The organism is Rhizobium sp. 007 (assembly GCF_015353075.1).
Classification (GTDB): domain Bacteria; phylum Pseudomonadota; class Alphaproteobacteria; order Rhizobiales; family Rhizobiaceae; genus Rhizobium.
The window spans coordinates 351259-375165 of sequence record NZ_CP064188.1 but is presented as its reverse complement, the minus strand read 5'-3'; the positions used below and the strand labels follow the sequence as shown (position 1 = coordinate 375165).

Here is a 23907-nt window from a genome sequence, read left to right as displayed (position 1 = left end):
CGGCACTACAAAATAAAGCCGGCAACAAGCAGCTGGACTTCGGCGCGGGCCGGTTTCAGATGTCGACGACCAGCCCCTTGGCTTTCAAAACGGGTTCAAGCTTGCTGACTTCGATCACCGACTTGCCCTGCTTGTAGGCGTCGATATAGCCGGCTTCGGCATCCTCGCGGGCCTGCGATAGCCGGGCTGCATCCTGGACTTCAGCGCGCCGGACAACGACCAGGCCATCGGCATCGCCCACGATGATATCGCCGGGATTAATGATCTCCCCACCGACGATGATCGGATCATTCACGGCGGCGATCGTTTCTTTGACAGTGCCCTTGATGCAAACGCTGAGCGAGAAAACCGGGAAGCCGAGTTCCCTCAGCTGAAGCGTATCGCGCACTCCGGTATCGGTCACCAGTCCGCCGATGCCCTTGGCAAGGCAGGCATTGGCCAGAACGTCGCCGAAAGAGCCGGCCTCCTCGTATTCGCCGGCCGACACGACGATGATATCGCCTGGCTTTGCGTAGTTGATGGCGAGCTGCAGCATGATGTTGTCACGCGGCGCGCATTTTACGGTGAAGGCCGGACCGCACAGCTTCATGCGATAATCAACCGGCTTAAGGCGAGAGGAAAGCGCTCCCCTGCGTCCTTGAGCTTCGTGGATTGTTGCCGGCGAGAATTTGGAAAGTGCCTCGACATCAGCCTTGCTTGGCCGTTCAGCGATGTCTCTGATGTGGATCATAAAAAACCCCCTAGGTAAGACCGACGGCGAGCACGTCCCGCCGCCTGCAGTCTTCAGCGTTTTGAGATTAAGTTTTGGCCGCACCGAGCGAGTGGTGACTTACGGAATGGGATCGAACTTCAGCTCGGACAGCGATACGACCTTGTCGGTCCGCGTCATCTTGTATTCGGTGTTCTGGCCAAGCCACTTGTCCCAGATCTTGTTGAGCTCGCCCGACGTATCGAGCTTGCGAAGCACCTCGTTGATCTTGGCGGTCAGGTCCGGATTGTCCTTGGCCATACCGATGCCGATCGGCTGGTACAACATCGGTTCCTCGATCATCCGCATTTCTTTGCCCTTGGTCTTCGATTCGTTGACGAACTTGGTCGTCGTCATGGTATTGGCCACCATGCCCCTCGCCTTGCCCTGCTGAACGGCAAGATAGGCCGAAGCCGTGTCCTGGAATGTCAGGGGCTCGGACTTGTTGAGCTTGATCGACATTTCGGATGTGGAGCCCTTGGTCGAGGCAATTCTCTGACCCGCGAAATCCGCCTTGCTTTTGCCAGGATCGGAGGCCGGGACGATGAGCATTTCCTTCGCGAGATAGTAGGGATCACTGAACTGAATCTGCTCGGCCCGGCTCAATGTATAAGCGAGATTGGCAACCGTAATGTCGACACGGCCAAGCTTGACCTCCGGCACGCGCGCTTCAACCGAGACCGGCTTAATCTCGGCCTTGACGCCCAGTTCCTTGGCGATGGCGTTGCAAAGATCGACGTCGAAGCCGGCCATTTGACGCGTCTTCAGATCGGGGGACGCAAAGGGTGGGACGTCGGCAAAGGTCGCGCAGCGCAAAGTCCCTGCGGATTTGATTTTCTCCAGCTGATCCGCTTTCGCCGGCGAGATCGCGCCAGCTAGGACGACACCCAGGATAAGGTATTTCCAGTTCATTGCTGTTCTCCTTTGTTATGATGATTAGGTTAATGCCGTAGATCGGCCAGGAAGCGCTGGGCGCGAGGATGGCGCGGGCTCTTGAAGAAGTCTTCGGGAGACGCCGTTTCAAGGATCTGCCCCGCATCGATAAACCAGATGCGGTCTGCGACATCGCGGGCGAAGCCCATTTCGTGGGTGACGCAGAGCATGGTCATGCCCTCGGCCGCCAGGCTTTTCATCACGCTCAGCACTTCGCCAACCATTTCCGGATCGAGCGCGCTCGTGGGTTCATCGAAGAGCATCACCGGCGGCTCCATGGCGAGTGCGCGGGCAATGGCGACGCGCTGCTGCTGTCCGCCAGACAACTGACCTGGATAGGAATGGGCCTTGTCGGCCAGACCAACGCGGTCGAGAAGCTTGTTTGCCTTGTCGCGCGCCGCGTCGGGCGCAACACCCTTCACTCTGATCGGCGACATCGACACGTTGTCGAGCACCGACAGATGCGGAAAAAGATTGAAGCTCTGGAACACGAAGCCGATGCGGCTACGAAGAAGATTGAGTTCTTTCGCACGCATTGGCGCGTGAATATTGTGGCCGTCGAGTGTTATCGATCCACTGCTGATCTCCTCAAGCCGGTTGATGGTGCGGATCAGTGTGGACTTTCCCGAACCGGACGGTCCGCATATCACCACGACCTCTCCCTGGGACACTTCGGCATCAATGTCCTTCAAGACCGGATAGTCGCCATAGCTCTTGTAGACATTCGACAGGCGGATCGTCTGCAATTCCTGCGTCGATGGAATTGAAGTGCTCATAGCTGCTCCGATACGATTTTTGAGGTCGCAACCAAGGGTGTTGCGCGCAGGCTGGATGGACCGGCGCGCCGGAGGGCGATGCGCCGCTCGAGACGATTTGCGACGTGGGTCAGGCTCCAGCAGATTGCGTAGTAGACAATCGCGAGGATGAGGAACACCTGGAAAGGCTGCGTCAGAAGCTGGTTGTTGACCTGACTGGCCGCGAAGGTGAGATCCGGAACGTTGATCACATATCCGAGCGTCGTGTCCTTGATTGTCGAGACAAACGTCGAGATGATGCTCGGTATCATATTGTAGAGCGCCTGCGGCAGGATGATGTAGCGCATCGCACCAAGGTAACTGTGTCCGAGCGCTCGAGCGGCTTCCATTTGGCCGTGCCCGAGCGCGACAATCCCCGCACGGACCACTTCACTTAAGAAAGCGCCCTGATAGACCACCAGCGTCGTGAGCATGGTCACGAAACTCGGAACATCCGCCCCAGTCCAGAGCGGGACGAGGAAATAGCTCCAAAGGATGAGCATCAACAAAGGTACGCCGCGGGTGACATAGACGAGAGCGGTGACTGGCCAGCGCAGCATTGGCCATTTCGACAACCTGGCCAATGCGAAAAGAATGCTGACAGGAAAAGCGAGAGCGATGCTGAGGGCCGAAAGGATGAGTGTATTGGCGAGCCCGCCCAGCGGCCCGTTTGGATACTGGCCGATCAACAGCAGCAGCCAGTAGTCTTTGATGATCGCGATGATGTCGTTGATCATGCGCGTGCACTCCTTGCCGGGTCTGCGCGCATCGAGAGGTAGGCGCCGCCGGTCATGATCAGGAGCGAGAAAAAGAGATAGAGAACTGTGCCGACCAGGTAGATTTCGAAGGTCCTGAAGCTCAAGTTCTCGATTTCCTTCACGGCATGCGTGAGCTCCGATGCGCCGATGACGAGAGCAAGGCTGCTATTCTTGAAGAGGGAAACGCTGTGGTTTATGAGCGGCGGCAGCGCATTGCGAACGCCCTGCGGCATGATCACGAAACGCATCGCCGAGATATAACTGTGCCCAAGGGCCTTGGCGGCTTCCATCTGACCAGGATTGACGGAGCGCAGGCCCGAGCGCAGATCCTCGCTGAAATAGGCGGCCTGGCAAAGTCCCAGTCCGATAATCGCAAAGATGGCTTCGGCATTGTGGCCGGCGAGCCAGGTTGTCCACCCCTGCGGCATCAGCGTGAATATGCCGAAGTACCAAAGCATGAGCTGGACAAGAGTAGGAACGTTCCGATGATACGAAACATAGGCGGCGACAATCGAATTACCGAAACGCAGCGGGGAAAAACGCAGACCCAGGAACACAAGCGCGAGCGTCATCGCCAGCAACCACGAACCTATGTAGATGACAAACGTCATTTCGATGCCGTGCAGAAGCATCTCGACGTATTCCGGATTGCTCAAGATTGCCGAGAGATCGAAGCCGCTCAACGCTTCGGCTCCCCGGATTGGCCGGCCTCGGAAAAAGTCTTTTCCGGCTTGGCCGTCTGCAAGCCGCCCATCACCTGAAGCGTCGGCGTGATCTCCATGTGGCCGATATTCACCGCGACAGGCGCGGCGATTGCGAATGCGATTGCCTCCGCGATGTCAGCGGCCTGAGGCAATTCGAAACCGTCGATGAAGCGTTCGCGGACGCTCGGATCATTGCCGTGGACGTGGTTAAAGATATCCGTTGCGACGCGGCCGGGACAGATTTCCGTCACCCGCACGTGCTTGCCGAACACGTCGATCCGCAACTGGTTCGATAACATGGCAACGCCTGCCTTGACGGCATGATACGTTGAATTGCCGCCGAAATTGTAGTTGCCGGCGATCGAGGAGATGTTGATGACGTGTCCGCAATCGCGCGCCACCATTCCAGGCACGATCAGACGGCACAGGTGCAGGACGGCGCGAAGATTGACGTCGACCAGGAGATCGATATCTCCTTCGTCCGCTTCGAGGAACTTCTTCGGCCGGTCGACGCCGGCATTGTTGACCAGAATGTCGAATTGCACGCGCTTCGCGAGATCGGCAATTGCCGCGCGATCAGTCACATCAATGAGGTGCGCAATGCAGCCCGTACGCTCGGCCAGCTCCTTCAGGGCGCCGGTGCTGCGAGCGATCGCATGCACTTCGAGACTCTCTCGGCAAAGCCGCTCTACGACTGCGGCACCGATGCCGGAGGAAGCGCCGGTGACCAATGCGGTCTTGTAATCGGAGAATGGCATTTTGATCCCCTTTTCGTTGCTGTGGACAATAACGGAGCTTTAACGCTCTGCCTAAGACCGATTACTTTTGGAGTAATAAGCAACTTTTATGGAGATTGGCGGGCGACGGACGGACGGTCCAAAACCCAGGAATTCTCGCCTTTATTGAGGGTGAAGACGGCTTTCGGCCAGGGTCGCTTTGCAAAACAGGGGCGCGTCTGTAAACATGCTCCAGCGAAGATCACATAATGCCAATTCCCCATGGATATAAGACGCCTCAAATCCTTCATCGTCATCGTGGACAGCGGCAGCATCACGCGTGCGGCGGACATCCTGCATCTTGCCCAGCCGGCACTGAGCCAGCAACTGGCGGCACTTGAGGAACATTTCGGCCAGAAACTGCTGATCCGCAGCCAGCAGGGCGTCACCATGACCGACGCAGGACATGCGGTCTACCGGCATGCCCAGATCATCCTGCGCCAGATGGAACAGGCGCAGGCAGACGCCGCGGCCGCCGGTAATTCGCTTGCAGGGCGTGTTTCCGTGGGGCTCGTGCCGTTCAGCAGCGCCGCCACGCTGTCTGTCGAACTCCTGGCCGAGACAAGAAAACGGCATCCCGGTATTCTGCTTCACCTGACCGAAAGCGTCGGCCAGACCTATAGTCAGATGATCATGAACGGCAGGCTGGAAATGGCCCTGATCCACGGCGTCGGCCCGATCAAGGGCGTCCGGTTCGAACCGATTCTGAGTGAAGAATTCTACCTCGTGGCACATCGCGACTTCGCCATCGAAGCGGATTCCAAACCCATTCCGGTTGGAGCGCTCGACGGATTACCGATGCTGTTGCCGCCGACCTACAATTTCGTGCGCCGCGCCGTGGATACCGCATTCACGCGCAGTCGAATCAATCTCAAGGTCGTGGCGGAGGTCGAAATCGTGCGGACGCTCGCCCGCGCTGTAGGAACGGGCCTCGGAGCGACCATCATGCCGAAGGCCATTGCCGATCGCATCGTGTCAGAATCGAGCGAGCCTCTCGTTTGCCGGCTGCTCTCCCCCAGGCTCGAGGAAACGCTGTCACTTTGCACGTCCGATCAGAGTTCGCTGTCAGAGCCGGCATTCGCCGTCAAAGACATTCTCGTCGAACTGACCGAGCGGCTGAAACTTTAAAGCCGGCGAGCAGGACGAATGCCCTCCGGCGCGGCAACCGGACCGGAAGGCTGCGGTCATGAGTTAGCCCATATCCCCGCAGAACTGGGCGATGCGTGCGCAGCCCTCGTTGAGCATTTCCATGCTTGTCGCGTAGGAAATGCGGAAATAGGGGCTCATGCCATAGGCGGCACCCTGTACCGTCGCGACGTGATGCTCGTCCACGAGCGCCATGACGAAATCGATGTCGGTCTCGATCTTGCGCCCACCCTTCGTGGTCTTGCCGATCAGGCCGGAGACGTTGGGATAGATGTAGAAGGCGCCGTCGGGCTTGTGGCAGCGCAGCCCTTCGATCTTCGCCAGCTGGCCGAGGACGAAATCGCGCCTTTCCCTGTAGATTGCCGCCCGCTCCTTGAGGAGATCTTGAGGCCCGTCCAGCGCCGCAATGGCCGCGGCCTGCGTGACGGTGGTGATGCCGCCACCATTCTGACCGTTGACGTTGCTGATCGCGGCGATCAGTTCCTTCGAACCGCTGGCGCAATACCCCAACCGCCAGCCTGTCATAGCATAGGCCTTGGAAACACCATTCATCGTCAGGACGCGATCGTAGAGCCTGGGGTCAGCATCGGCGATCGTGCAAAACTCGAACCCATCATAGACCAGGTGCTCGTAGATGTCGTCGGCTAGAATCCAGACGTGCGGATGACGGTGCATGACCTCCGCGATCGCGGCCATGTCTGCACGCGAGCAGGCCGCCCCCGTCGGATTGTTCGGGAAGTTCAGGATAAGCCACTTGGTGCGCGGCGTGATCGCCGCTTCGAGATCTTCGGGGCGCAGCTTGAAACCGGCCTGTTCGAAACACGGCACGGCCACCGGAACACCGCCGGCGAACTTGACGATATCGGCGTAGCTGACCCACGACGGTGTGGGAATGACGACTTCATCGCCCGGATTGCAGGTCGCGAGCATCGCATTGAAGATCACCTGCTTGCCGCCGCCGGAAACGACGATCTGGCTGGCATTGTAATCGAGATTGTTGTCCCGCTTGAACTTCCTGCTGACCGCGGCCTTGAGCGCCGGCGTTCCATCCATCGGTGGATACTTGGTGTCGCCGCCGAGTGCTGCTGCATGGGCCGCCTCGATCGCATGAGCCGGCGTCGGAAAGTCGGGCTCCCCGGAGGAAAGACTGACAACCTTGATGCCCTTGGCGGCCAGTTCCCTGGCACGTTGGGTCATGGCTGCGGAAGCGGAGATGGAAACGTTTTTCAGACGGTCGGCTATGGAAGACATCGAGATGATCTTTCGGTGAGATGAACCGTGACGGTTAGGGCTCAATCAGGAAGCAAGTTCGGCCGCAGGCGCGAGAGTGGCGCCGGAAGCCTCGATTTCGCTGCGGACGATGCGGGCAAGCTCCAGCGCGCCGGGCGTATCGCTATGGACGAGGATCGACCGGGCCGGAATCGCGATGACAGTGCCGTCGATGGCCTCGACGGTACCGTCGGTCAGGAACTGGCGAACGCGCACCCGCACCGAGGCCTCGTCCTTGACCAGGGCGCCCGGCAGACCGCGCGCCACCAGCTTGCCACCGCGGTCATAGGCGCGGTCTGCCAAAAACAGCGCCAGCGTCTTGAGCCCGACACGGTTCGCCGCCCTTTCGATTTCGCTGTCAGGAGAAACGAATACCACGAGGCCTGGGTCTATAGTGGAAATGGCATCCATCATCAGATCGGCGAGCACGGGATCGCGATTGACCATATTGCCCATGGCTGCATGAAAGCTGAAATGGCCGACGGTCACGCCCTCGCTCTTGGCGATCGCGATCAGCGCACCGAGCTGGTAGAGCATCTGCTGGCGAAGTTCATCCGGATTGAATGGAATCTCGCGCCGGCCGAAACCGGCCCGATCCGGCAGGCCTGGATGCGCCCCGATGCCGACGCCGTTTTGTTTCGCAAGACGCACCATGCGTGCCATCGTGTCCGGGTCACCGCCATGAAAGCCGCAGGCGATGTTGGCGGATGATACGACCTTCATCATCGCCTCGTCATCGCATAGCCGGTAAGGACCGAAACCTTCGCCCATGTCGGAATTCAGATCGAACTTCACCGCCTCCTCCTTTTGAGCCGTTGAACTATCGTCATGCCATCGCCCTCAAAGCGCGCTTGACCATTTGTGACGTTCGCTGGACATCCTCGACATACCGGGCAACGGCCTGCTCAACGGCACGCGCTTCAGCATGCGTCGAACGCACGAACCGCAGCCGGCTGCCAACGCGCGCCTGGCCGAGCCGCCACAGATCGCATTCGATGACTCCGGCGATTTTCGGATAGCCACCCGCCGTGTTGGCGTCGCTCATCTGAATGATCGGCTCCCCTCCAGGCGGCACCTGGATCACGCCCGGAACGACGCCATGGGAGCGCATCTCGATCGTCTTCGTGGGCTTGATTGGCTCCCCGGACAGACGATAGCCGGTGCGGTCGCTGCGAGATGAAATGCGCCAGATCTGGCTCCAGAAGGCCTCGCCATCTGAGACAAACAGCTCTTGCTCGCCGGCGGCTATGGCACGGACAGGCAACGCGCCGTCGATGGGGGCGGGAAAGACATCGCCAAGCGCGACGGCCGGCTCGACGACGGCGATACCGTTGGCCGGCAGCGGGAGTTCATCACGTGTTGAGCCGATTTCTATCCTGTCCCCGTTGATGAGAGGACGCCCGGCATTGCCGCCGAATCCGCCGCGAAGCGCCGTGCTTCGCGAGCCCATGAGAACCGGCACATCCAGCCCTCCCCCGAGCGCGATATAAGCGCGCGCCAGCGTCGGCGGCTGCTTCAGTTCGAGAACCTGGCCCGCCTCAGCGACATGCGTGCACCACGCAAGCAGTTCCCTGCCATCGAGCAGCGGCTGGCCGTCGGCGCCTGTTACGGCGAAGACGGTGTGCATGTCGAAGCGCAATTTGAATGGAAAGGTCTGCACCTCTATTGCCGCCGCATCTTCATCGTTGCAAACGAGGATGTTGCCGATCCTGACAGCGAACGGATCCATGGCGCCGCCGGCAGACACACCGATATCGCGATAGCCGGGGCGGCCAAGATCCTGCACCGTATTGAATGGGCCGGTTTCGACGATCTCGATCATAGCTCGATCCTTGCCGGCACGAAGCGCACGGTATCGCCCGGCGCCATCAGGGCCGGTATCGAGGAAGCCGGATCGAACATCTGCAGTTCCGAATAGCCTATGGAGTTCCATCCATTCGGTCCGGTCAGCATCGCAACGCCCGTCTGCATTCCGCCAATCGTCACGCAGCCTTTCTCCATTCTCAGCGATGGGACTGTCTTTCTGGGCATGTATATCCGGGGATCGAGGCCATGCAGATAGCCAAAGCCCGGGGCGCTGCCCAAGGCGAATACGCGATAGGTCGCTTCATGGTGAATGCGTACGACGTCCCGGTCGCTTAGTCCGGAAAGGTCGCAGAGGGCGGGAAGATCAGTCGCATATGGCCCGCCGTAGTGGACCGGAATTTCGATCGTCTTCCCCGCCAGATCGAGGCTTTGGGCGTTATTCCATGCCTCCAGCAATCGGCTGACGACGATTTCGGGATCCTCGGGCGTCTCCTTGCAGATAGCCAGCAGATTGGTCATGCCGGGTATCACTTCCGCGATGTCCGCCCAACCCTTTACTGTTTGCGACAAAGCCCAGATCCATCGCTGGGAGGGAAGATCGAAATCGCCTGAGGTTTCAAGCAGGAAGGACCGCGCTCCAATGAAGGAGACCCGCGCCCGGCCTTTGGCGGCCGGGACGATTTCGCGTTGCGGCGCAAGGATGTTCAAAGTGGCAATCATGATTGCTGCTCGATTTCAAACAGGGGATCACCGAATCCGACCAGCGCATCGCGCTCAGCCAGCAGCCTCGTCAGCAAACCAGAGCGGCCAGCGGTAATGGGAAGCAGGACGGAACCGATGCGGATGAAACCGATCACGTCCTTGTCGGAAACCTCATGCGGTAGCTGTTTGACGTCGACCGGTGCTGCCGGATGCGAGACGCAAAAGCGGCCCGCCATCGGCGCCTTCACGATCGCTGACAGGGCCGCCATCAAACCCGGCTGCGCGTTTCGGCTCCGGGCGACTTGGGCACCCCCTTCCTTCGAAACGACGATGCGCAACTGTCCGCCGGGCCTGGAGATTTCCAGGCCGTCCACGCCGGCTGCCGCCAGCGCGTCCGTCAGGACTGCAATGGTCGCAGGATCGCTGAAGTCGATCGCGCTCATGCCGCCCTCCGCTGCTTGAGCCATTGCTCGAGATAGTGGATATCCGTCTCGCCACGGACGAAGGTTTCGTCCTCGAACAGCGCGCGCAGGAGTGGAAGGTTGGTATCAATCCCTTCTACGCGTGTGGCAGCCAGCGCCTCTCGCATTTTCGCCATCGCTTCCGCCCGGATCGGCGCATGAACGATGAGTTTGGCGATCAACGAGTCGTAATAGGGCGAAACCCGGTAGCCGGCATGGATATGGGTGTCGACGCGAATGCCCGGTCCCTCAGGCAGCGCGAGATCAGCGATAATGCCGGCCGAAGGCAGGAAGCTGTCGGGATTCTCGGCGTTGATGCGGCATTCGAAGGAATGCCCCTCGCATCTCATGTCGTCCTGAAGCAAATCCAGGGGTTCACCCTGCGCGACCCTTATCTGGGCATGGACGATATCGATGCCGCTGGTCATTTCTGTGACCGGATGTTCCACCTGCAGGCGCGTATTCATCTCGATGAAATAGAAGGCGCCATTTTCGTAGAGGAATTCGAAGGTTCCGACGCCTCGGTAGCCGATCTGCCGACAGGCTTCCGCGCAAGCCATCCCGACAGGCCGGATCGCATCCGGCGAAATCCCTGGCGCCGGCGCCTCCTCCACCACCTTCTGGTGGCGGCGCTGCATCGAACAATCGCGGTGCCCGAGCCAGACGGCATTGCCATGGGTGTCGCAAAGCACCTGTATCTCGATATGGCGCGGATGCTGGAGGAACTTCTCCATGTAGAGCACTGGAGATCCGAAGGCCTGACGGGCTTCCTCCCGGGTCAAGGTGATCGCCTCGTGCAGCGAGCAGGCCTCCGGTACGACGCGCATGCCTCTTCCGCCTCCGCCGCCGGCGGCCTTGATGATCACGGGATATCCGATCTCCTGCGCAATGCGCTCGATGGAAGCGGGATCGTCGTGAAGCGACGCATCCGGACCGGGCACGCAGGGCACGCCGGCGGCGATCATCGCCCGTTTAGCTGATATCTTGTCGCCCATGGTGGCAATCGATGAAGCGCCCGGACCGATGAAAACATAGCCCGCCTTCTCGACAGCTTCGGAGAACGCAGCGTTTTCCGACAGGAAGCCATAGCCCGGATGGATGGCCCCCGCGCCGGTCAGACGCGCTGCCAGGAGGATCGCATCCTGATTGAGATAGCTCTTGGCCGCATTCGCGGGACCGATGCATAGAAAGCTCTCGGCAGTCTTGCCGTAAAGCGCCTGCCTGTCTGCCTCGGAACAGATGGCCACAGTCTTTAGGCCGAGTTCACTGCAGGCGCGCTGGATCCGTGCGGCGATCTCGCCCCGATTGGCGATCAGAACCGTATCGAAACGTTGCTTAGGCGATGCAGCGTTATCGAGAGGCTCGGCCATTACGCAATCTCCGCCAGCACGTCGCCTGTCTCGACGTCTCCGCCGTCGACTTCGGTCAGTCGCGCAATGCGGCCGGCATACGGCGCGGCAATTTTGTTGAAGACCTTCATCGCTTCGATGATGAAAAGGGTTTGTCCTTCCTCCACCACGTCGCCGACTTTGACGAACGGCTCCTGGCCTGGTGCAGGCGCCCGATGCAGAACGCCGAAGACAGGCGCCTTCACGGGGAAAGCCGACCTCTCGGCAGTTGCCGAAGACGCATCGCGAGCGGACTCGATGGAACCAGCTGCTACCGCCTTCGGCGCTTGCGCCGCGCCCTGTGATGCTGCCTGATCGGGCGTCCGGAAGATCCGAACCGTGACGCCCTTTTCCGTCACCGTCAGCTCGCTAATGTTCGATCGCCCGACAAAAGCAATTAGCGTCTTTATCTTCGACAGGTCCATAAGCACACTCGGTATTCGAATTGCCTCATCACGGTCCGGACAATTCGGACCGCGTTCGGCTGAATTCTCCGTAACACGATGACCTGCACGATGGGGTCAGAAGAACTTTTGATGGACGGCCTCAATTCGCAAAGAAAGGCATTCAAGAGTGCTTCCGCGTCACGACCGACCTGTCGGCGTTATTGCCGTTCTTTACGTGCGGCTGACGGCATTTAGCTCGGCCGGACAGCCGCCTGGCGGAACGTCGAGCGACCGTCGATCGATGAGCACGCCAACACGGACATTTTTGCGTGCCACCAACACGGGATTCCCGATGTAGATGCAGGCACATGGATCAAGGCCAAAGCCCGAAATCAGAAAGGGAGGCGGCCGACCGCCATACCCTTGCGCAAAAGGCCATCGCATCCTTCTGGAATCGTGGCTCAACGTGTTCGCCTTGAACAGTTTCGGACCGTGGGCCCGCAATTTATTCGGGTTGAGAGGCATCATTTCATACGCATATGGCAGGCCAAATAGCGCTCGCTTCAGCTTCGGGCATACCCGGCTGTCCAAGAAATAAAGTGGAGTGCTGCTTCAGTTATAGGACTGCGTTGGATATAACGGGGCGTGGATTTGCTCACCAAATGGTGCTAGTTTGCATGCTGCCAAGGAGCCAGATCATGCGATCGACTATTAACCTCGACGACACGCTTTTGGAAAAGGCTAGGTCCTTAACCGGCACAAAGGAGACCGCTGCGCTCGTCCGCCAGGCGTTGGAGACGCTTGTTCGTGTGGAGTCCGGAAAACGCCTCATCGCGCTCGGAGGAACCATGCCCGATGCCGAGGCAGCGCCGCGCCGCCGGAGCACAGCAGCCAAGTGATCCTAGCGGACACCTCGATCTGGATTCATCATTTCCGCCTTGTCGATGCCGAGCTGCGCAGGATTATTGAGGACGATCGCCTTCTTTGCCACCCGACCGTGATCGGCGAGCTTGCGCTCGGCAGTCTTCGGGATCGCGGCAGTGTAATTGCTTTTGGCGGCGCAGCGCGGAGCGGTTGTCGCCACCCACGACGAAGTCATGACAATGATCGATCGCCACGGCATTTTCAGCATGGGCATTGGCTACACGGATGCGCACTTGCTGGCATCGGTCCTTCTTGACCAGCGAGCGGCCTTATGGACAAGAAACAAGCGCCTGCAGGGAGCGGCCGAAAAGGCGGGCGCTTCACTTTATATACCGGTCAACCTGTCCCACTAAATTCTGAAACAATACTGCTACGAGGTTTTGGACAGGCTTTCGATCCCTACCGCCTTGATGGGAATAGAAACCGACGACCATCAGATGAAATGTGCCGCCAATTCAGCGGCGCCGACGATGATGTCAAGGATTGAGCGCGTTGTTCAAATCACGCAGCCCAACCATCAGCATCATGGGGTCGGACGGCGAAGGCAGAAAACCGACTGCCTCGTAGAAGGCTCGCGCATCATCGGAAATCGCATGTACCAGCACGCCGCGGATACCGAGGATTTCAGCGGCATTGAGCAGACGCAGGCCCGCATCGCGCACCAATGCCCTGCCGAGACCGCGCCCCTGAAAGGTCCGGTCGATGGCGAGGCGGCCGAGAACGGCAACCGGAATCGGGTCGGGCATGTTGCGTCGGAAACGGCCAGGTGCTTCCGGCTGCTTAACGGCGCCGGAGGCAAGCGCATAATAGGCGATCACGCGGTTGCCCTCGCACACGACGAATGTGCGCGATGCGCCGCCTGCCTGATTGGCGCGGGCGCGGCGACGCAGCCAATCGTCCAGTTCAACGACGCCGGAAATGAATTCCGCCAGTTCGTGATGGTCGGCCAGTGGTGTCGGTGCGCTGAGGGTCACGCCTCATCCCACGGCGCCTTGGTCGTCATAGTACGTTTCAGTCGCTCATTGGGTTGCGCGGGCGCATCGAGCCGGGCAAGGTACTCGGCATAGAGTTCGGGACTAACCGTGAATATCGTACGGTCGAGCAGAACTTCCTCGGCGCGGCGCTCGGAAGCCTCCAGCATGAAATCCGTGCGCGTCTTGCCAAGCAGCTCGGCGGCGCGATCGATAAGGTTTCGGGTCGCCGGCTTGATGCGGATATTCAGCGGCACGCTGGCATCTGCGCTTTTACTGGTGTGGGATGTGGGCATGGAGAACTCCTTTACCTACCCATTATAATGTAACGACATCGTCGTTACAAGGGCCATAACGACGATGTCGTTACAGGCGCTACTCCATCGCGTGCTCGATAGAGCTCTAAACTGCGACGCGTTTGAGCCGATAACGCTCTTGAGCGGAATCGAACCGCGGACCCGTTAATCAAGCAGCACCGTGACGCGCATTCTGGCATAAAGATTCCCTGCCAAATTTTGCCTTTAAAGCCAGCTGCCGACTACCGGAGAAGCTCAGGGAATCCCTTCTCACGAAGTTACTCTATCGCCTTTTTCGACGATTTCCATGGCTCTCCGTTGAGCAGCGGAAGGGTTTCTTTCCGCGCATGCGGCTATGAAAACCACTCATCAATGTATCGCCATCGACGATTCCAAGGGCGCGGAACGGATATCCTGTCATATGGCCCCTTGACCTCGACTATAGTTGAGGTCTTATGAACGCAATCAACCCACCAAGCAAGCCTTCCAGCGCATGGCGCTTCGGATTGCCGATACGGAGTTGATATCCATGATCTCAATCACAGGCCTGTACGAAAGCCACCTGACCGTTTCCGATCTTGATCGGTCGATTGACTTCTATCGCGATGTCGTCGGCCTAGAGCTTGCCCACACAATACCAGATCGGCATGTCGTGTTTTTCTGGGTCGGTGGCCGTGATCGCTCGATGCTTGGATTATGGTCAATTCATCGCTCGCCAATAAACACGAGAATGCATGTCGCTTTTCAGACGACGCTCGATCAGATTATCCGTTCTCCGCAATATCTCCGTTCGAAAGGTATCACTCCCCGTGGTTTTGGAGGTAAACCGGAGATCGATGAACCGGTTGTTTTTCCATGGATGCCAGCAGCAAGCGTCTACTTCGATGATCCGGACGGACACTCGCTGGAATACATCTCGATTTTGCCGGAGGCGGCAAGGCCAGATATCCCAGGAGTTACAAGTTGGACTGAATGGCAGCGATCAACCCGAATTCTGACGTAAGTCAAGCTCGCAAAGTGGGCAGCCCCTCCATCGGGTAGTGCGAGGAAGGCCTCAAAGGATTTCCGAGGAAGTTATTTGAGCGAGCGATCCTGAGATGGACGGGAACGTTGTTGTAGAGGAGACCTAATGCCGGTCGGTTTCACGGAAGGGCTCTCATTCGACCACACCAGGACGAACTGGACTGGTGACGGCCCTCGTCCGCTCTCCTGGACTGTGTGGTATCCGGCCGTCGACAGCGCCAACGAAACGCATGCGATAGAACATCCGATTTTCCGGCTGCATCCCATCGCTCCGGATGCTGCACTGAAGAATGCCGGGAAGGCTCGTCCTCTCGTCCTGCTGTCGCACGGCAGTGGCGGCGTCACCTTCGGTCTTGACTGGCTGGCACATCGCCTCGCGCAAAGCGGATACGTCGCTCTGGCCGTAAATCATCACGGACATACGGGCGTCGAGGCATACCGCCCGGAAGGCTTCCTTTGCCTTTGGGAGCGAGCGGCTGATCTGACAGCGCTCCTGAATGATCGGACCTGGCGTGTGAAGCTCGGCGGTCAAGTTACCGATCACGCTTTCGTCGCAGGGTTTTCAGCCGGTGCCTATACGGCAATGCTGATTGCGGGGGCGCGTGTCTCGTACTCGCAGTTCGAACCGGAAAATCCGGTTAAAAGCCCAATTCGGGGACCGCGTGAATTTCCTGATGTGGCTGACCATCTTCCTCGCCTTATTCAGGAAAACGAAGTCTTCAGAACGTCATGGAACCGCAGACGTGATGACTTCAGAGATGATCGGGTTAAGGCCGCCCTCGTTCTCGCACCGGCCAGATCAGTGGTGGGATTCTCGCACGACAGTTTGCGTTCTATCTCCAGGCCCATCCATGTTGTCTCAGGAGATGCGGATTGAATGCCCCTGCAGCTGAGTTCGGCGCGTGGCTTCATAGGCATGTGCCTGACAGCAAGTTCAGTATCCTCAACGGAGGCGTCGATCACTATGCTTTCCTTTCGGAGCCGACAGAGCAAGGCCTGCGATTGATCCCTGATTTCGAAACGGCAGAAGGGCTTGATCGACGGACGTTGCACCATGAAGTGGCGCATCTCGCTATCGAATTTTTCGAATCGGGATGAATTTGGTGAGGCTCTCAGAAAGAGTGTCGAGGGCGACATCAACGCGCCCCCTATGGTTTTGTGTTTTTTCCCAATTGCCACTCACCTGTCGCATCCGCCTCGACGCGCTTGTTACCGCGATAGAAGATTGGTAGTCCGGTCTTCTTATCCATCGAGAAGCGGCTGGGCGCATATTTTTCGTGCTCACGGCCATGGATGGCAAGGCCGAGCGCTTCCCTAAATTTACCGGCCTTGCACAGGCTGATGAAGAGAGTTTGATCCATCGTCTGCTCCAGTTCCTTTCACATCTCATGGATTGCCTGACAGCGTCAGGTGATTGGGTCAACCGCTAATGAAGATTCCTATCAACACCGTTTTGCCCACACTGGGCGGCCGTTTTGCGCCGCTAGTGGCGGACATGCCTGAGAGCGCGTCGGCCTCCGGATGAATCGTCGAGACGAGTTCAGACCGTCGCCAAGAAAGTTGCAATATCCGACCGGCTCGACAGCCTTAACTTTTGAAACGGATGATCCTCGAAAAACCGTTCATGGCCGTCGAAGGAATTCATGTGGTTTTTCCTGAGGCGGTAACCGCGCGTGTATTCCAACAATTCCTCGAACTGCACCTCCGTCCCACCACCGGTTTGTCCTCGTTGCAAGAGGTTTGAAGTGCACTCGCTATCAGAAACATCGAGCCAGATAAGAGTATTCACACGCGGAAGTACCTGCCTGAGGATCAACCCGTAAATGCCCTCCATACCCCAAGAGGTGCTATCCGCAGCCTCTGCCACCAATCGGTCACGTTCATCGCGCGGACGCTCTCCGGCAAAATTCGGCATCCAATGGAGATCATCGAGATGAACCGCTGGGATTTGAAGTCTATCGGCTAGCTGCTCGGCCAGCCAGGTCTTGCCGCTTCCGCCATTACCCATGATGAAAATTCTGTCCATCACTCGTTCCATTTCACTGAAGGGTAGATTGGTGATGAGCTATGCCGCCATTGATGTGGCTGGATTGGCCGATTGCAAGCGGTCGCGGCATGGCCCCAAGGCGCAACTCACATGAAGAATGTTAGCAGGTGCCAAAACGACGATAAACATTTATCCCCATAATCTATAATTATAGTTTGGTATTTCTCTTCCTTGCCTTTCTCCGACGCTACGCTTTGAGCGTGAATTTCTTCGGCGCGAAGGCCAGGGCAAAAAGGGGCATCACCATGAATATCAAAAATCTACTGACCGCAGTCGTGATCGGCGTCGGCAGCCTGACCATCGCAGCTGCCGCTGCTGATGCAGCGGACAGGAAGGTTGTCGTCGCTTATCAGACCGACGCCCTTCCCTCGTCCGTGGCCATCGCCAATGGCGACTTTGCGAAGGAGACCGGATACGATATCGACTTCCGCAAATTCAATTCCGGCGCCGAGATCTTCGCCGCCATCGCCTCCGGTGACGTACAGATCGGCTATGTCGGCTCGAGCCCGTTTGCAGCTGCGGCCTCACGCGGGCTGGAGGTCAAGGCCTTCTACCTCTCGTCGATCTCGGGCATCGACGAAGCGCTGGTCGTGCGCAACGACGCGGGCATTGAAAGCCTTGATGATCTGAGGGGCAAGAAGCTTGCAGCAGCGCCGGTTTCCACCGACCATTATCAACTGCTCGCGCTGATCAAGTCACTCGGCCTGTCCGAGAGGGATGTTCAGGTCTTCGCAATTCCCCAGCCTGAGATCGTTGCGAGCTATAACCGCGGCGACATCGACGGCGGCTTCGTCTGGGATCCGGCGCTGACCGAACTCAAGAAGAACGGCAAGGTGCTCGTCACATCCAAGGATGTCGCCGACAAGGGCGCGCCGACTTTCTCCGCATGGGTGGCGACATCGCAATTTGCGGCAGACAATCCCAAATTCCTGAAGAGCTTCGCTTCGGTCATCACTAAGAACTACGCGTCGTTCGCAGCCGACAAGGCGGCATGGGGTCCAGATAGCGACAATGCCAAGTCGCTTGCCAAGCTCCTGGGCGGCACCGCTGAACAGCAGGCTGCGGCTCTCAAGAACCTGACGCTTTTGACGCCAGAGGTGCAGGCGTCCGACGCCTGGCTTGGCGGCGGCGAGAAGTCTGGCGCGGCGAAGATCCTCAAGGACACCGCAGCCTTCCTGAAAGAACAGGGCAAAGTGTCGGAGGTCCTGCCGAACTACGGCCACTTTGTTACCGCCGACGCGCTGAACAACGCCACGAACTGATCCCTCCCTGACGCTGGCGCGCAATCCGGTGCGCCGGCGTCGAACCTTATGGAAATGACAGATGCTGAAAGTCGATCGTGCCAGCGTTTTCTTTGCGGCCCGCGATGGCCGAACCGTTCATGCGCTGGATCGGGTATCGTTCGATATCCCCGAGAGCGGTTTCGTCGTCGCGCTCGGCGCTTCGGGGTGCGGCAAGTCCACCCTTCTCAACGCCATCGCAGGGTTCCTTCCGCTCTCGGAAGGAGCGATCACACTCGATGGCCGCGCCGTCCAGCGCCCTGGCGCCGATCGCGGCGTCGTATTCCAAAAGGATTCGCTTCTTCCATGGACGTCCGTCGTCGAAAACGTGGCTCTCGGTTTGAAGTTCGCTGGCGTCAAGAGGCAGGCGCGAAATGACCTAGCATTGGAATTGCTCCGCCTCGTCGGCCTTGCCGAATTCGCCAAATCCTTTCCCTACGAGCTTTCCGGCGGCATGCGCCAGCGCGTCGGAATCGCGCGTGCTCTCGCGACCGATCCGGACATCCTGTTGATGGACGAGCCCTTCGGCGCGCTCGACAGCCTGACGCGGGAGCAGATGCAGGAACTATTGGTTTCTGTCTGGGCCAAAACGGCCAAAAAAGTCTTCTTCATCACCCATTCGATCGAAGAAGCGTTGTTTCTCGGCACTCAGGTCCTGTTGATGTCGCCGCGGCCGGGCCGCGTCATAGCTCATTTCGATCTCGACTTCGTAAAGCGCTTTGCCGAAACCGGCGATGCCCGCTCCATCAAGGCCTCGCCGGAGTTCGCGGAGTTACGCGAGGAGATCCGCAGCATTCTTCATCGAGGCGACGATTTCAGGAGCGCCGCGTGAGCGAGGTAACAGATACATCATCACTCGCCACGGCGCTTGCGAGCCCGCAGGTCAAGGTCGTGAAAATGGCGAGTTTCGGCGTCGGCGAACAGCCGACGGTTTCGATCAGCATCGCAACTGGGGTGGCGATTGTCGGTCTCTGGTGGCTCGTCTCAGAACTCGGTCTCATTCCACATCTTTTCCTTCCGCGGCCTGACGAGGTCCTCACTCAGATCAGCGTCGTCTATCGCGATGGTTATGCGGGTGCGTCCCTGTTCGAGCATATTCGCGCCAGCCTGTTGCGCATCGTCGTTGCCGGGATCGTCGCGGTTGCCGCGGGTATTCCGCTGGGGCTGCTGATGGGGCTCAATCGTTGGGCAAAGGGCATTCTCGATACGCCCATCGAGTTCTACTGGCCGCTTCCTCCCCTCTCCTATCTACCTTTAATGATCATCTGGCTCGGCATTGGCGAGACATCGAAAATCACATTGCTGGTGCTTGCGATGTTCGCTCCCATCTGCCTATCGGCCCAGGCCGGTGTCCGCTCCTTGCCGATCGAGCGCGTCAACGCGGCCCGCTCGCTCGGTGCAAGCCGCCTGCAGCTTTTCATAGATATCGTACTGCCATCGGCACTGCCTGAAATTTTGACTGGAGTGCGAATCGCCGTCGGCATCGGCTGGGGAACCCTTGTCGCTGCCGAGTTGATCGCCTCCACACGCGGTATCGGCTTCATGATCATGTCGGCCTCCCAATTCCTCGCAACCGACGTCGTCTTCGTTGGCATCGGCATTATCGCCATCTGCGCTTTCGCATTTTCCGCCGCGATCCGGTTTTTGGAGGCTCTGCTGGTGCCTTGGAAGGGGAAACTTTGATGAAGCATAGACGGACAGCGGGTGAGAAAGCCACGGAATGACAGACGATATTCCGGATCATTCTGACCACCCGTCACAAAAGCGCTGGCCACGAGCGTTCTGGCTCGCTTGGGCGGCATTGGTTGCGCTGCCGGTCGTTATCATCTGGATTTGGGCGGATTAGTTTTCAGAGAGCTTACTGCCTTGGCGGCGCTTCCACCTTAACCGACCTCAAAAACGCAGGAATGACTGATGGTTCACAGGGGTCAGATTGTATCCGCCGAGAGCTGCCGCAGGACGCTTGCGGGGTCTGCATCGCTCACGCTGCCGCTGGAAATATGGATGCGGATAACCGGAGCTTGTGGGCAATCTTCGCAAGGAACGCCGGTGGTCGCCGGATCGACGGTGCTGCGCAGCCGCACGTAACATCCGCTCACGGAGCGCGGCGCGAAGCTCTCGGGCCTTCGCTCGGTGCCCAGGCTTCCGGGACCAGGCCGGCTCGAAGCAGATGCGCCAGCACCGTCGCATCGATCTTGTCCGTCTTTGATCTTGGCGTTGGCGATCGCCCAGGCATCAACGCCGATGACAGCCGAGGGATCCTCATGTATGGTCACCGCCCGGTGGGGTACCGGCACTCAGTAGGACTTCGGCCCGGTGCACGGTTCAATGGTAGCATGCGAGTTGGGCAATGTGGGAGTTCGCGGATGCTTGAGTTGTTGGCCTTGGAGCCCGAATACTTCTACTGGGCAAGACGCAGGGAAACCGGAGGCGCCTGGGAAGTCGTGCAAATTTCAACGGTGTTCGGCGCCGGCCGCGACTATTGGACGGTCGCCAGAACCGGATCGGATGTCCACCACATGGTGGACGACTTCGAATTTCTGGCACGGATTGCCTTACCGGAGGCCGATATCATTCCTCTATCGCAGGCCGCCGAGTGAGCATCGAACGGTGGCAAGGGCGATGGCGGCCGGCGTTGGCTCCATCCGAATTTCGTCCGCCGCCTCAGCATCTATTGCATGCCGAGCCTACCGAACTAGCCCGGCCGGCGCTTGGCTGCGATCGGGGACGTGAGCGATGATGGGCAATCGGCTAACGAAACCGATCTTCCTGCCGCGAAAAAGGGGTACGCTTGCTTGGCGTATCGCTGGCTTCTGGAACGGAGCCGCAGTTGCGGCTGGCGCTTTAGACCGCCAGCATTGGCTGAACAGGAGAGGTCGAAGGACGCCTAACCCGGAAAGTCCCTGCCGGCAGCGAGCGCAGATTTCGTCTTCCGGTACCAATCCATCGAGCCAGGCCATGCGTTGATCGCGGGTGAGAACCGCCATCTGACGGTCGTGGAACGGCGCGATATCGGCATTCACCTCGATCGTCAGGATGGCCGTAGGCATCCGTCCAATCTGCGGTCGCAGACCTCCATATCGCTGAAAAATAGAACCCATCGTCGTTGGCGAGCGAGAAGCTGTAGTTCTTGCCGCCACTGTGATGGCGGAACACGGATGCTGGCACAAGGCATTCCTGGCCACAATGACGCTCATGCGGCTGTAGTTATTCGTTCAATCGGCGAGGCCGTGAATGAACCTGCCGGAGTTGCGCCTCCGCGTCCAAAGTGGTCGAATTTGACAAACTTTGCCAAGTCCAGCCAAAATTGGGCGCAATATGGAGGCTCGAATGGCTACGATGAACGTAGCTTTACCGGACCCAATGAAGGATTGGGTCGAGGCGCAAGCGAGGACCGGGCGATATTCCAATGCAAGTGACTATGCGCGCGACCTGATTCGGAGGGACCAAGCGCGCAGTGATAAGATTGCTGCCATGCAACGCTTCGTCGATGACGGTCTCAAAAGTGGTGTTGGCAGCCGGTCGAAGGACGAACTTTTTGCCGCGGCAATCGCGCGCGGGGAAACGACGCGCGGCAGCAGATAATGCATTTTAGCCTCTCTGTCGACGCCGAAGAGGACATCATTGCGATCGCCGAGCAAGGCGTCCGCATGTTAGGATCCGCACAGGCGAGGCGGTATCATGACGAGCTGTCCGCGGGTGCTTGACCTGCTTGCCGCAAATCCGCGAATAGGGCGTGAGCGAGAAGAGATTTCGCCGCCGGTTAGAATCCATCCGTTCAAAGCCCATCTCGTTGTCTACCGAATCGAAGATAACGGGGCCAGTTTCGTGATTCGAATACGCGATGGACATGAAGATTGGGCCGGCGATCCTGTTTAGACACATCGCGCACCACGCCGCAATAGTATCCTCTCGATAATGTGAAACGCCAAATCTCTAAATGGCGGTCCGATGGGATGCGAACGTGTGACCCGTTTAGTATGCTCCGAATATTACGATCGACATCGGCCGTGGCGAAGTCGACTGCTCTCCCGGATAGGTTCAAAAGCTCGCTCAATGAGCTAGCCGATATCGAGCGTCTCCCTCGAAATCACGGGGGCGTGTCCACGATGCAAACACCATTGAAGAAGTGTAAATCCTGTTATCGGACGTTTTGACGATGAGGCAGTCTCGAGGTAGAAATAAGGGAAAAGGTAGACCTGTCGGAGCGCCCATGCTCCTTAATATTAAGAACCCCGCCCCAGTCGCTCTCGTTGACGAACTTGCGCGTCGCCAGGGCATTAGCAAGACCGCACCATTCATTAGGGCCTGAGCGAGCGCCTACTCGCATGGGATACGGTGACGTAGCGCAGGAGCGTCTGCTCACCGAAATGCGTGCAATCCGCGGACGAGTGGCGCGGTTACCTGAGCTCGACAGCCGCCCCGATGACGAGATCATCGGCTTCGATGAACACGGCATTCCGAACTGATCGTGATTGACACCTCCGCCATCGTCGCAATTCTGCGCAGCGAACCTGAAGCTGCAGCACTCGAGCGAACGGTCGTCGCCAACCCTATTCGCTTGGTCCCTGCGACATGTGTATTGGAGGCCCCTATGGTGTTGGTCAGCCGGCGCGGCGAACACGCTCTGGCCGAGATCGATCTGCGGCTCGCCAGAATCAAGGCCGATATCGTTCCAGTCGACGCTGATCTGGTGGATATGGCGACACAAGCCTGGCTCACCTGTGGCAAGGGTCACCATCGGGCGGCATTGAATTTTGCCGATTGCTTCTCGTACGCCCTCGCAAAGCGCGCAGACGAGCCGCTGCTCTTCATCGGCGAGGATTTTTCGCAGACCGATATCGAGGCTGCATAGTGAGGTCAAGCTACTGGGGTTTCCGATCAAGACCTGCCTGAGATCGTCCCTCCCGGTACCGGCGCATTTGGATCTTACCAATAGCACGCGCGGATATCTGGAGGCGGCGAGCTCCGCCACGACCCGCAAGGCCTGAGCCAGCGACTGGAAGCATTTTGGAGTCTGGCGCCGCGTTCGGACCTCTCTCCCTCTCGCCATCCTCAAAGGATCGGCCTCTATATCACCGGCTGCGCCTCCGGCACGGCCGGGCACGGCGCCACAGCGAATTTCTGTGTTAACGATCGAACGTCGCTCTTCTCGCTGTCCCGGCTTCCTCGAAGAAGCGTAGGATCGCATTCGATGGCTGATCAGCGAGAACATCGGCTTGTTCCGAACATCGCATCCGAATTGAGCATCAGACGAGGAGCGGCGCCAGCGCGTACGGAAGTGAAAACGACTTCGTCGGCTCGTCTTGACGCGCAACGGCAGGAGCATCAACGCGAGTGGTGCATCATTCCGAGGGCCACTTTCTTGGTCATGGCCGGGTAAGTGACGTGTAACTATGGGCTCGCGCCGTGCGGTTGCGTTGTCGGCACGTCACAGGATCGATGATGGAACAGACAGCGCTGACTGACGTTTGGCAGCGTGACCGATCACGGTC

General features: G+C 58.7%; 28 protein-coding genes and 4 pseudogenes. 13 read left to right on the top strand and 19 right to left on the bottom strand.

Annotated elements, in window-relative coordinates; translation table 11 throughout:
- Nucleotides 1-55 precede the first annotated feature (55 nt).
- The 6 genes from ISN39_RS22825 to ISN39_RS22800 form a co-directional block, all read right to left on the bottom strand.
- Complete coding sequence (locus ISN39_RS22825; RefSeq protein ID WP_194730556.1) at nt 56-730, bottom strand: 4-carboxy-4-hydroxy-2-oxoadipate aldolase/oxaloacetate decarboxylase; 675 nt, start codon at nt 728-730, stop codon at nt 56-58.
- 99 nt (nt 731-829) lie between these two features.
- Nucleotides 830-1660, bottom strand: a complete 831-nt coding sequence (locus ISN39_RS22820) for an ABC transporter substrate-binding protein (RefSeq protein ID WP_194730555.1) — start codon at nt 1658-1660, stop codon at nt 830-832.
- A 29-nt stretch (nt 1661-1689) separates the two neighbouring features.
- Nucleotides 1690-2457 carry an amino acid ABC transporter ATP-binding protein gene (locus ISN39_RS22815; protein WP_074072661.1) on the bottom strand — a complete coding sequence of 256 codons (768 nt, stop codon included), beginning with the start codon at nt 2455-2457 and terminating at the stop codon, nt 1690-1692.
- Nucleotides 2454-3212 carry an amino acid ABC transporter permease gene (locus tag ISN39_RS22810; RefSeq protein ID WP_194730554.1) on the bottom strand — a complete coding sequence of 253 codons (759 nt, stop codon included), beginning with the start codon at nt 3210-3212 and terminating at the stop codon, nt 2454-2456. The genes ISN39_RS22815 and ISN39_RS22810 overlap by 4 nt, the downstream gene beginning before the upstream one ends.
- Nucleotides 3209-3916: an amino acid ABC transporter permease gene (locus ISN39_RS22805; protein WP_194730553.1), complete on the bottom strand. Its 708-nt coding sequence runs from the start codon at nt 3914-3916 to the stop codon at nt 3209-3211. The genes ISN39_RS22810 and ISN39_RS22805 overlap by 4 nt, the downstream gene beginning before the upstream one ends.
- Nucleotides 3913-4695 (bottom strand): SDR family oxidoreductase, encoded by a 783-nt coding sequence (locus tag ISN39_RS22800; RefSeq protein ID WP_194730552.1) that lies wholly within the window; start codon nt 4693-4695, stop codon nt 3913-3915. Before ISN39_RS22800 ends, ISN39_RS22805 begins: the two co-directional genes overlap by 4 nt.
- 240 nt (nt 4696-4935) lie before the next feature.
- On the opposite strand from ISN39_RS22800, the gene nac reads away from it, so the two are divergent.
- The gene (gene nac, locus ISN39_RS22795) at nt 4936-5841 is read left to right on the top strand and encodes a nitrogen assimilation transcriptional regulator NAC (protein ID WP_194730551.1); all 906 of its coding nucleotides are present in this window, start codon (nt 4936-4938) and stop codon (nt 5839-5841) included.
- Nucleotides 5842-5904: 63 nt separating this feature from the next.
- On the opposite strand, the gene ISN39_RS22790 is transcribed toward nac, so the two are convergent.
- From ISN39_RS22790 to ISN39_RS22760, 7 genes are read right to left on the bottom strand one after another with little or no spacing between them, the layout of a single operon-like run.
- A complete protein-coding gene (locus ISN39_RS22790; RefSeq protein ID WP_194730550.1) occupies nt 5905-7110 on the bottom strand; it encodes a pyridoxal phosphate-dependent aminotransferase in 1206 nt (401 codons plus the stop codon).
- A 45-nt stretch (nt 7111-7155) separates the two neighbouring features.
- Entirely contained in the window at nt 7156-7923 is a 768-nt protein-coding gene (locus ISN39_RS22785; protein ID WP_194730549.1) for a 5-oxoprolinase subunit PxpA, read from the bottom strand.
- A gap of 31 nt (nt 7924-7954) precedes the next feature.
- Nucleotides 7955-8950: a biotin-dependent carboxyltransferase family protein gene (locus ISN39_RS22780; protein WP_194730548.1), complete on the bottom strand. Its 996-nt coding sequence runs from the start codon at nt 8948-8950 to the stop codon at nt 7955-7957.
- Nucleotides 8947-9654, bottom strand: coding sequence for a 5-oxoprolinase subunit PxpB (gene pxpB, locus ISN39_RS22775; protein ID WP_194730547.1), 708 nt, complete (start codon nt 9652-9654; stop codon nt 8947-8949). The genes ISN39_RS22780 and pxpB overlap by 4 nt, the downstream gene beginning before the upstream one ends.
- The gene (locus tag ISN39_RS22770; RefSeq protein ID WP_194730546.1) at nt 9651-10079 is read right to left on the bottom strand and encodes an acetyl-CoA carboxylase; all 429 of its coding nucleotides are present in this window, start codon (nt 10077-10079) and stop codon (nt 9651-9653) included. The genes pxpB and ISN39_RS22770 overlap by 4 nt, the downstream gene beginning before the upstream one ends.
- Nucleotides 10076-11467: an acetyl-CoA carboxylase biotin carboxylase subunit gene (gene accC, locus ISN39_RS22765; RefSeq protein ID WP_194730545.1), complete on the bottom strand. Its 1392-nt coding sequence runs from the start codon at nt 11465-11467 to the stop codon at nt 10076-10078. The genes ISN39_RS22770 and accC overlap by 4 nt, the downstream gene beginning before the upstream one ends.
- Complete coding sequence (locus tag ISN39_RS22760; RefSeq protein WP_194730544.1) at nt 11467-11910, bottom strand: acetyl-CoA carboxylase biotin carboxyl carrier protein subunit; 444 nt, start codon at nt 11908-11910, stop codon at nt 11467-11469. The genes accC and ISN39_RS22760 overlap by 1 nt, the downstream gene beginning before the upstream one ends.
- 659 nt (nt 11911-12569) lie before the next feature.
- On the opposite strand from ISN39_RS22760, the gene ISN39_RS22755 reads away from it, so the two are divergent.
- Together ISN39_RS22755 and ISN39_RS22750 are read left to right on the top strand one after the other, a co-directional pair.
- Entirely contained in the window at nt 12570-12770 is a 201-nt protein-coding gene (locus ISN39_RS22755) for a type II toxin-antitoxin system VapB family antitoxin (RefSeq protein ID WP_028739294.1), read from the top strand.
- A pseudogene (locus ISN39_RS22750) lies at nt 12767-13148 on the top strand (type II toxin-antitoxin system VapC family toxin). Before ISN39_RS22755 ends, ISN39_RS22750 begins: the two are co-directional and overlap by 4 nt.
- A gap of 123 nt (nt 13149-13271) precedes the next feature.
- Here the strand turns inward: ISN39_RS22750 and ISN39_RS22745 are convergent.
- Together ISN39_RS22745 and ISN39_RS22740 are read right to left on the bottom strand one after the other, a co-directional pair.
- Complete coding sequence (locus tag ISN39_RS22745) at nt 13272-13769, bottom strand: GNAT family N-acetyltransferase (RefSeq protein ID WP_194730543.1); 498 nt, start codon at nt 13767-13769, stop codon at nt 13272-13274.
- The gene (locus tag ISN39_RS22740; protein WP_194730542.1) at nt 13766-14062 is read right to left on the bottom strand and encodes a DUF1778 domain-containing protein; all 297 of its coding nucleotides are present in this window, start codon (nt 14060-14062) and stop codon (nt 13766-13768) included. Before ISN39_RS22740 ends, ISN39_RS22745 begins: the two co-directional genes overlap by 4 nt.
- A gap of 529 nt (nt 14063-14591) precedes the next feature.
- Between ISN39_RS22740 and ISN39_RS22735 the strand changes: the two genes are divergently transcribed.
- Together ISN39_RS22735 and ISN39_RS22730 are read left to right on the top strand one after the other, a co-directional pair.
- Nucleotides 14592-15065 carry a VOC family protein gene (locus ISN39_RS22735; protein ID WP_194730541.1) on the top strand — a complete coding sequence of 158 codons (474 nt, stop codon included), beginning with the start codon at nt 14592-14594 and terminating at the stop codon, nt 15063-15065.
- A gap of 126 nt (nt 15066-15191) precedes the next feature.
- Nucleotides 15192-15962 carry a hypothetical protein gene (locus ISN39_RS22730; RefSeq protein WP_246763396.1) on the top strand — a complete coding sequence of 257 codons (771 nt, stop codon included), beginning with the start codon at nt 15192-15194 and terminating at the stop codon, nt 15960-15962.
- 271 nt (nt 15963-16233) lie between these two features.
- Here ISN39_RS22730 and ISN39_RS22725 read toward each other — a convergent pair whose 3' ends face one another.
- Both ISN39_RS22725 and ISN39_RS22720 read right to left on the bottom strand, forming a co-directional pair.
- A complete protein-coding gene (locus tag ISN39_RS22725; RefSeq protein WP_194730540.1) occupies nt 16234-16446 on the bottom strand; it encodes a hypothetical protein in 213 nt (70 codons plus the stop codon).
- Between the two features lie 179 nt (nt 16447-16625).
- Nucleotides 16626-17111: an AAA family ATPase gene (locus tag ISN39_RS22720; protein ID WP_194730539.1), complete on the bottom strand. Its 486-nt coding sequence runs from the start codon at nt 17109-17111 to the stop codon at nt 16626-16628.
- Between the two features lie 266 nt (nt 17112-17377).
- Here ISN39_RS22720 and tauA point away from each other — a divergent pair, with 266 nt between their 5' ends.
- The 3 genes from tauA to ISN39_RS22705 all read left to right on the top strand — a co-directional run bounded on the left by tauA (nt 17378) and on the right by ISN39_RS22705 (nt 20095).
- Complete coding sequence (gene tauA / locus ISN39_RS22715; RefSeq protein WP_194730538.1) at nt 17378-18394, top strand: taurine ABC transporter substrate-binding protein; 1017 nt, start codon at nt 17378-17380, stop codon at nt 18392-18394.
- A gap of 61 nt (nt 18395-18455) precedes the next feature.
- Nucleotides 18456-19244 (top strand): ABC transporter ATP-binding protein, encoded by a 789-nt coding sequence (locus ISN39_RS22710; protein WP_194730537.1) that lies wholly within the window; start codon nt 18456-18458, stop codon nt 19242-19244.
- A gap of 65 nt (nt 19245-19309) precedes the next feature.
- Nucleotides 19310-20095 carry an ABC transporter permease subunit gene (locus tag ISN39_RS22705; protein ID WP_194731882.1) on the top strand — a complete coding sequence of 262 codons (786 nt, stop codon included), beginning with the start codon at nt 19310-19312 and terminating at the stop codon, nt 20093-20095.
- A 405-nt stretch (nt 20096-20500) separates the two neighbouring features.
- On the opposite strand, the pseudogene ISN39_RS36650 reads toward ISN39_RS22705, so the two are convergent.
- A pseudogene (locus tag ISN39_RS36650) lies at nt 20501-20624 on the bottom strand (IS110 family transposase); the annotation flags it as partial.
- 154 nt (nt 20625-20778) lie between these two features.
- On the opposite strand from ISN39_RS36650, the gene ISN39_RS22695 reads away from it, so the two are divergent.
- The gene (locus ISN39_RS22695) at nt 20779-21012 is read left to right on the top strand and encodes a hypothetical protein (RefSeq protein WP_194730535.1); all 234 of its coding nucleotides are present in this window, start codon (nt 20779-20781) and stop codon (nt 21010-21012) included.
- Between the two features lie 244 nt (nt 21013-21256).
- On the opposite strand, the pseudogene ISN39_RS36645 reads toward ISN39_RS22695, so the two are convergent.
- Nucleotides 21257-21586 (bottom strand): annotated as a pseudogene (locus ISN39_RS36645) (SOS response-associated peptidase family protein); the annotation flags it as partial.
- Between the two features lie 156 nt (nt 21587-21742).
- Here ISN39_RS36645 and ISN39_RS22690 point away from each other — a divergent pair.
- The 4 genes and pseudogenes from ISN39_RS22690 to ISN39_RS22675 all read left to right on the top strand — a co-directional run bounded on the left by ISN39_RS22690 (nt 21743) and on the right by ISN39_RS22675 (nt 23267).
- Nucleotides 21743-21997: a type II toxin-antitoxin system ParD family antitoxin gene (locus ISN39_RS22690; protein WP_194730534.1), complete on the top strand. Its 255-nt coding sequence runs from the start codon at nt 21743-21745 to the stop codon at nt 21995-21997.
- Nucleotides 21997-22291, top strand: a pseudogene (locus ISN39_RS22685) (type II toxin-antitoxin system RelE/ParE family toxin). The gene ISN39_RS22690 and the pseudogene ISN39_RS22685 overlap by 1 nt, the downstream one beginning before the upstream one ends.
- A 449-nt stretch (nt 22292-22740) precedes the next feature.
- Complete coding sequence (locus ISN39_RS36640; protein WP_246763394.1) at nt 22741-22881, top strand: type II toxin-antitoxin system VapB family antitoxin; 141 nt, start codon at nt 22741-22743, stop codon at nt 22879-22881.
- Complete coding sequence (locus tag ISN39_RS22675) at nt 22881-23267, top strand: type II toxin-antitoxin system VapC family toxin (protein WP_194731881.1); 387 nt, start codon at nt 22881-22883, stop codon at nt 23265-23267. The genes ISN39_RS36640 and ISN39_RS22675 overlap by 1 nt, the downstream gene beginning before the upstream one ends.
- Nucleotides 23268-23907: the final 640 nt, after the last annotated feature.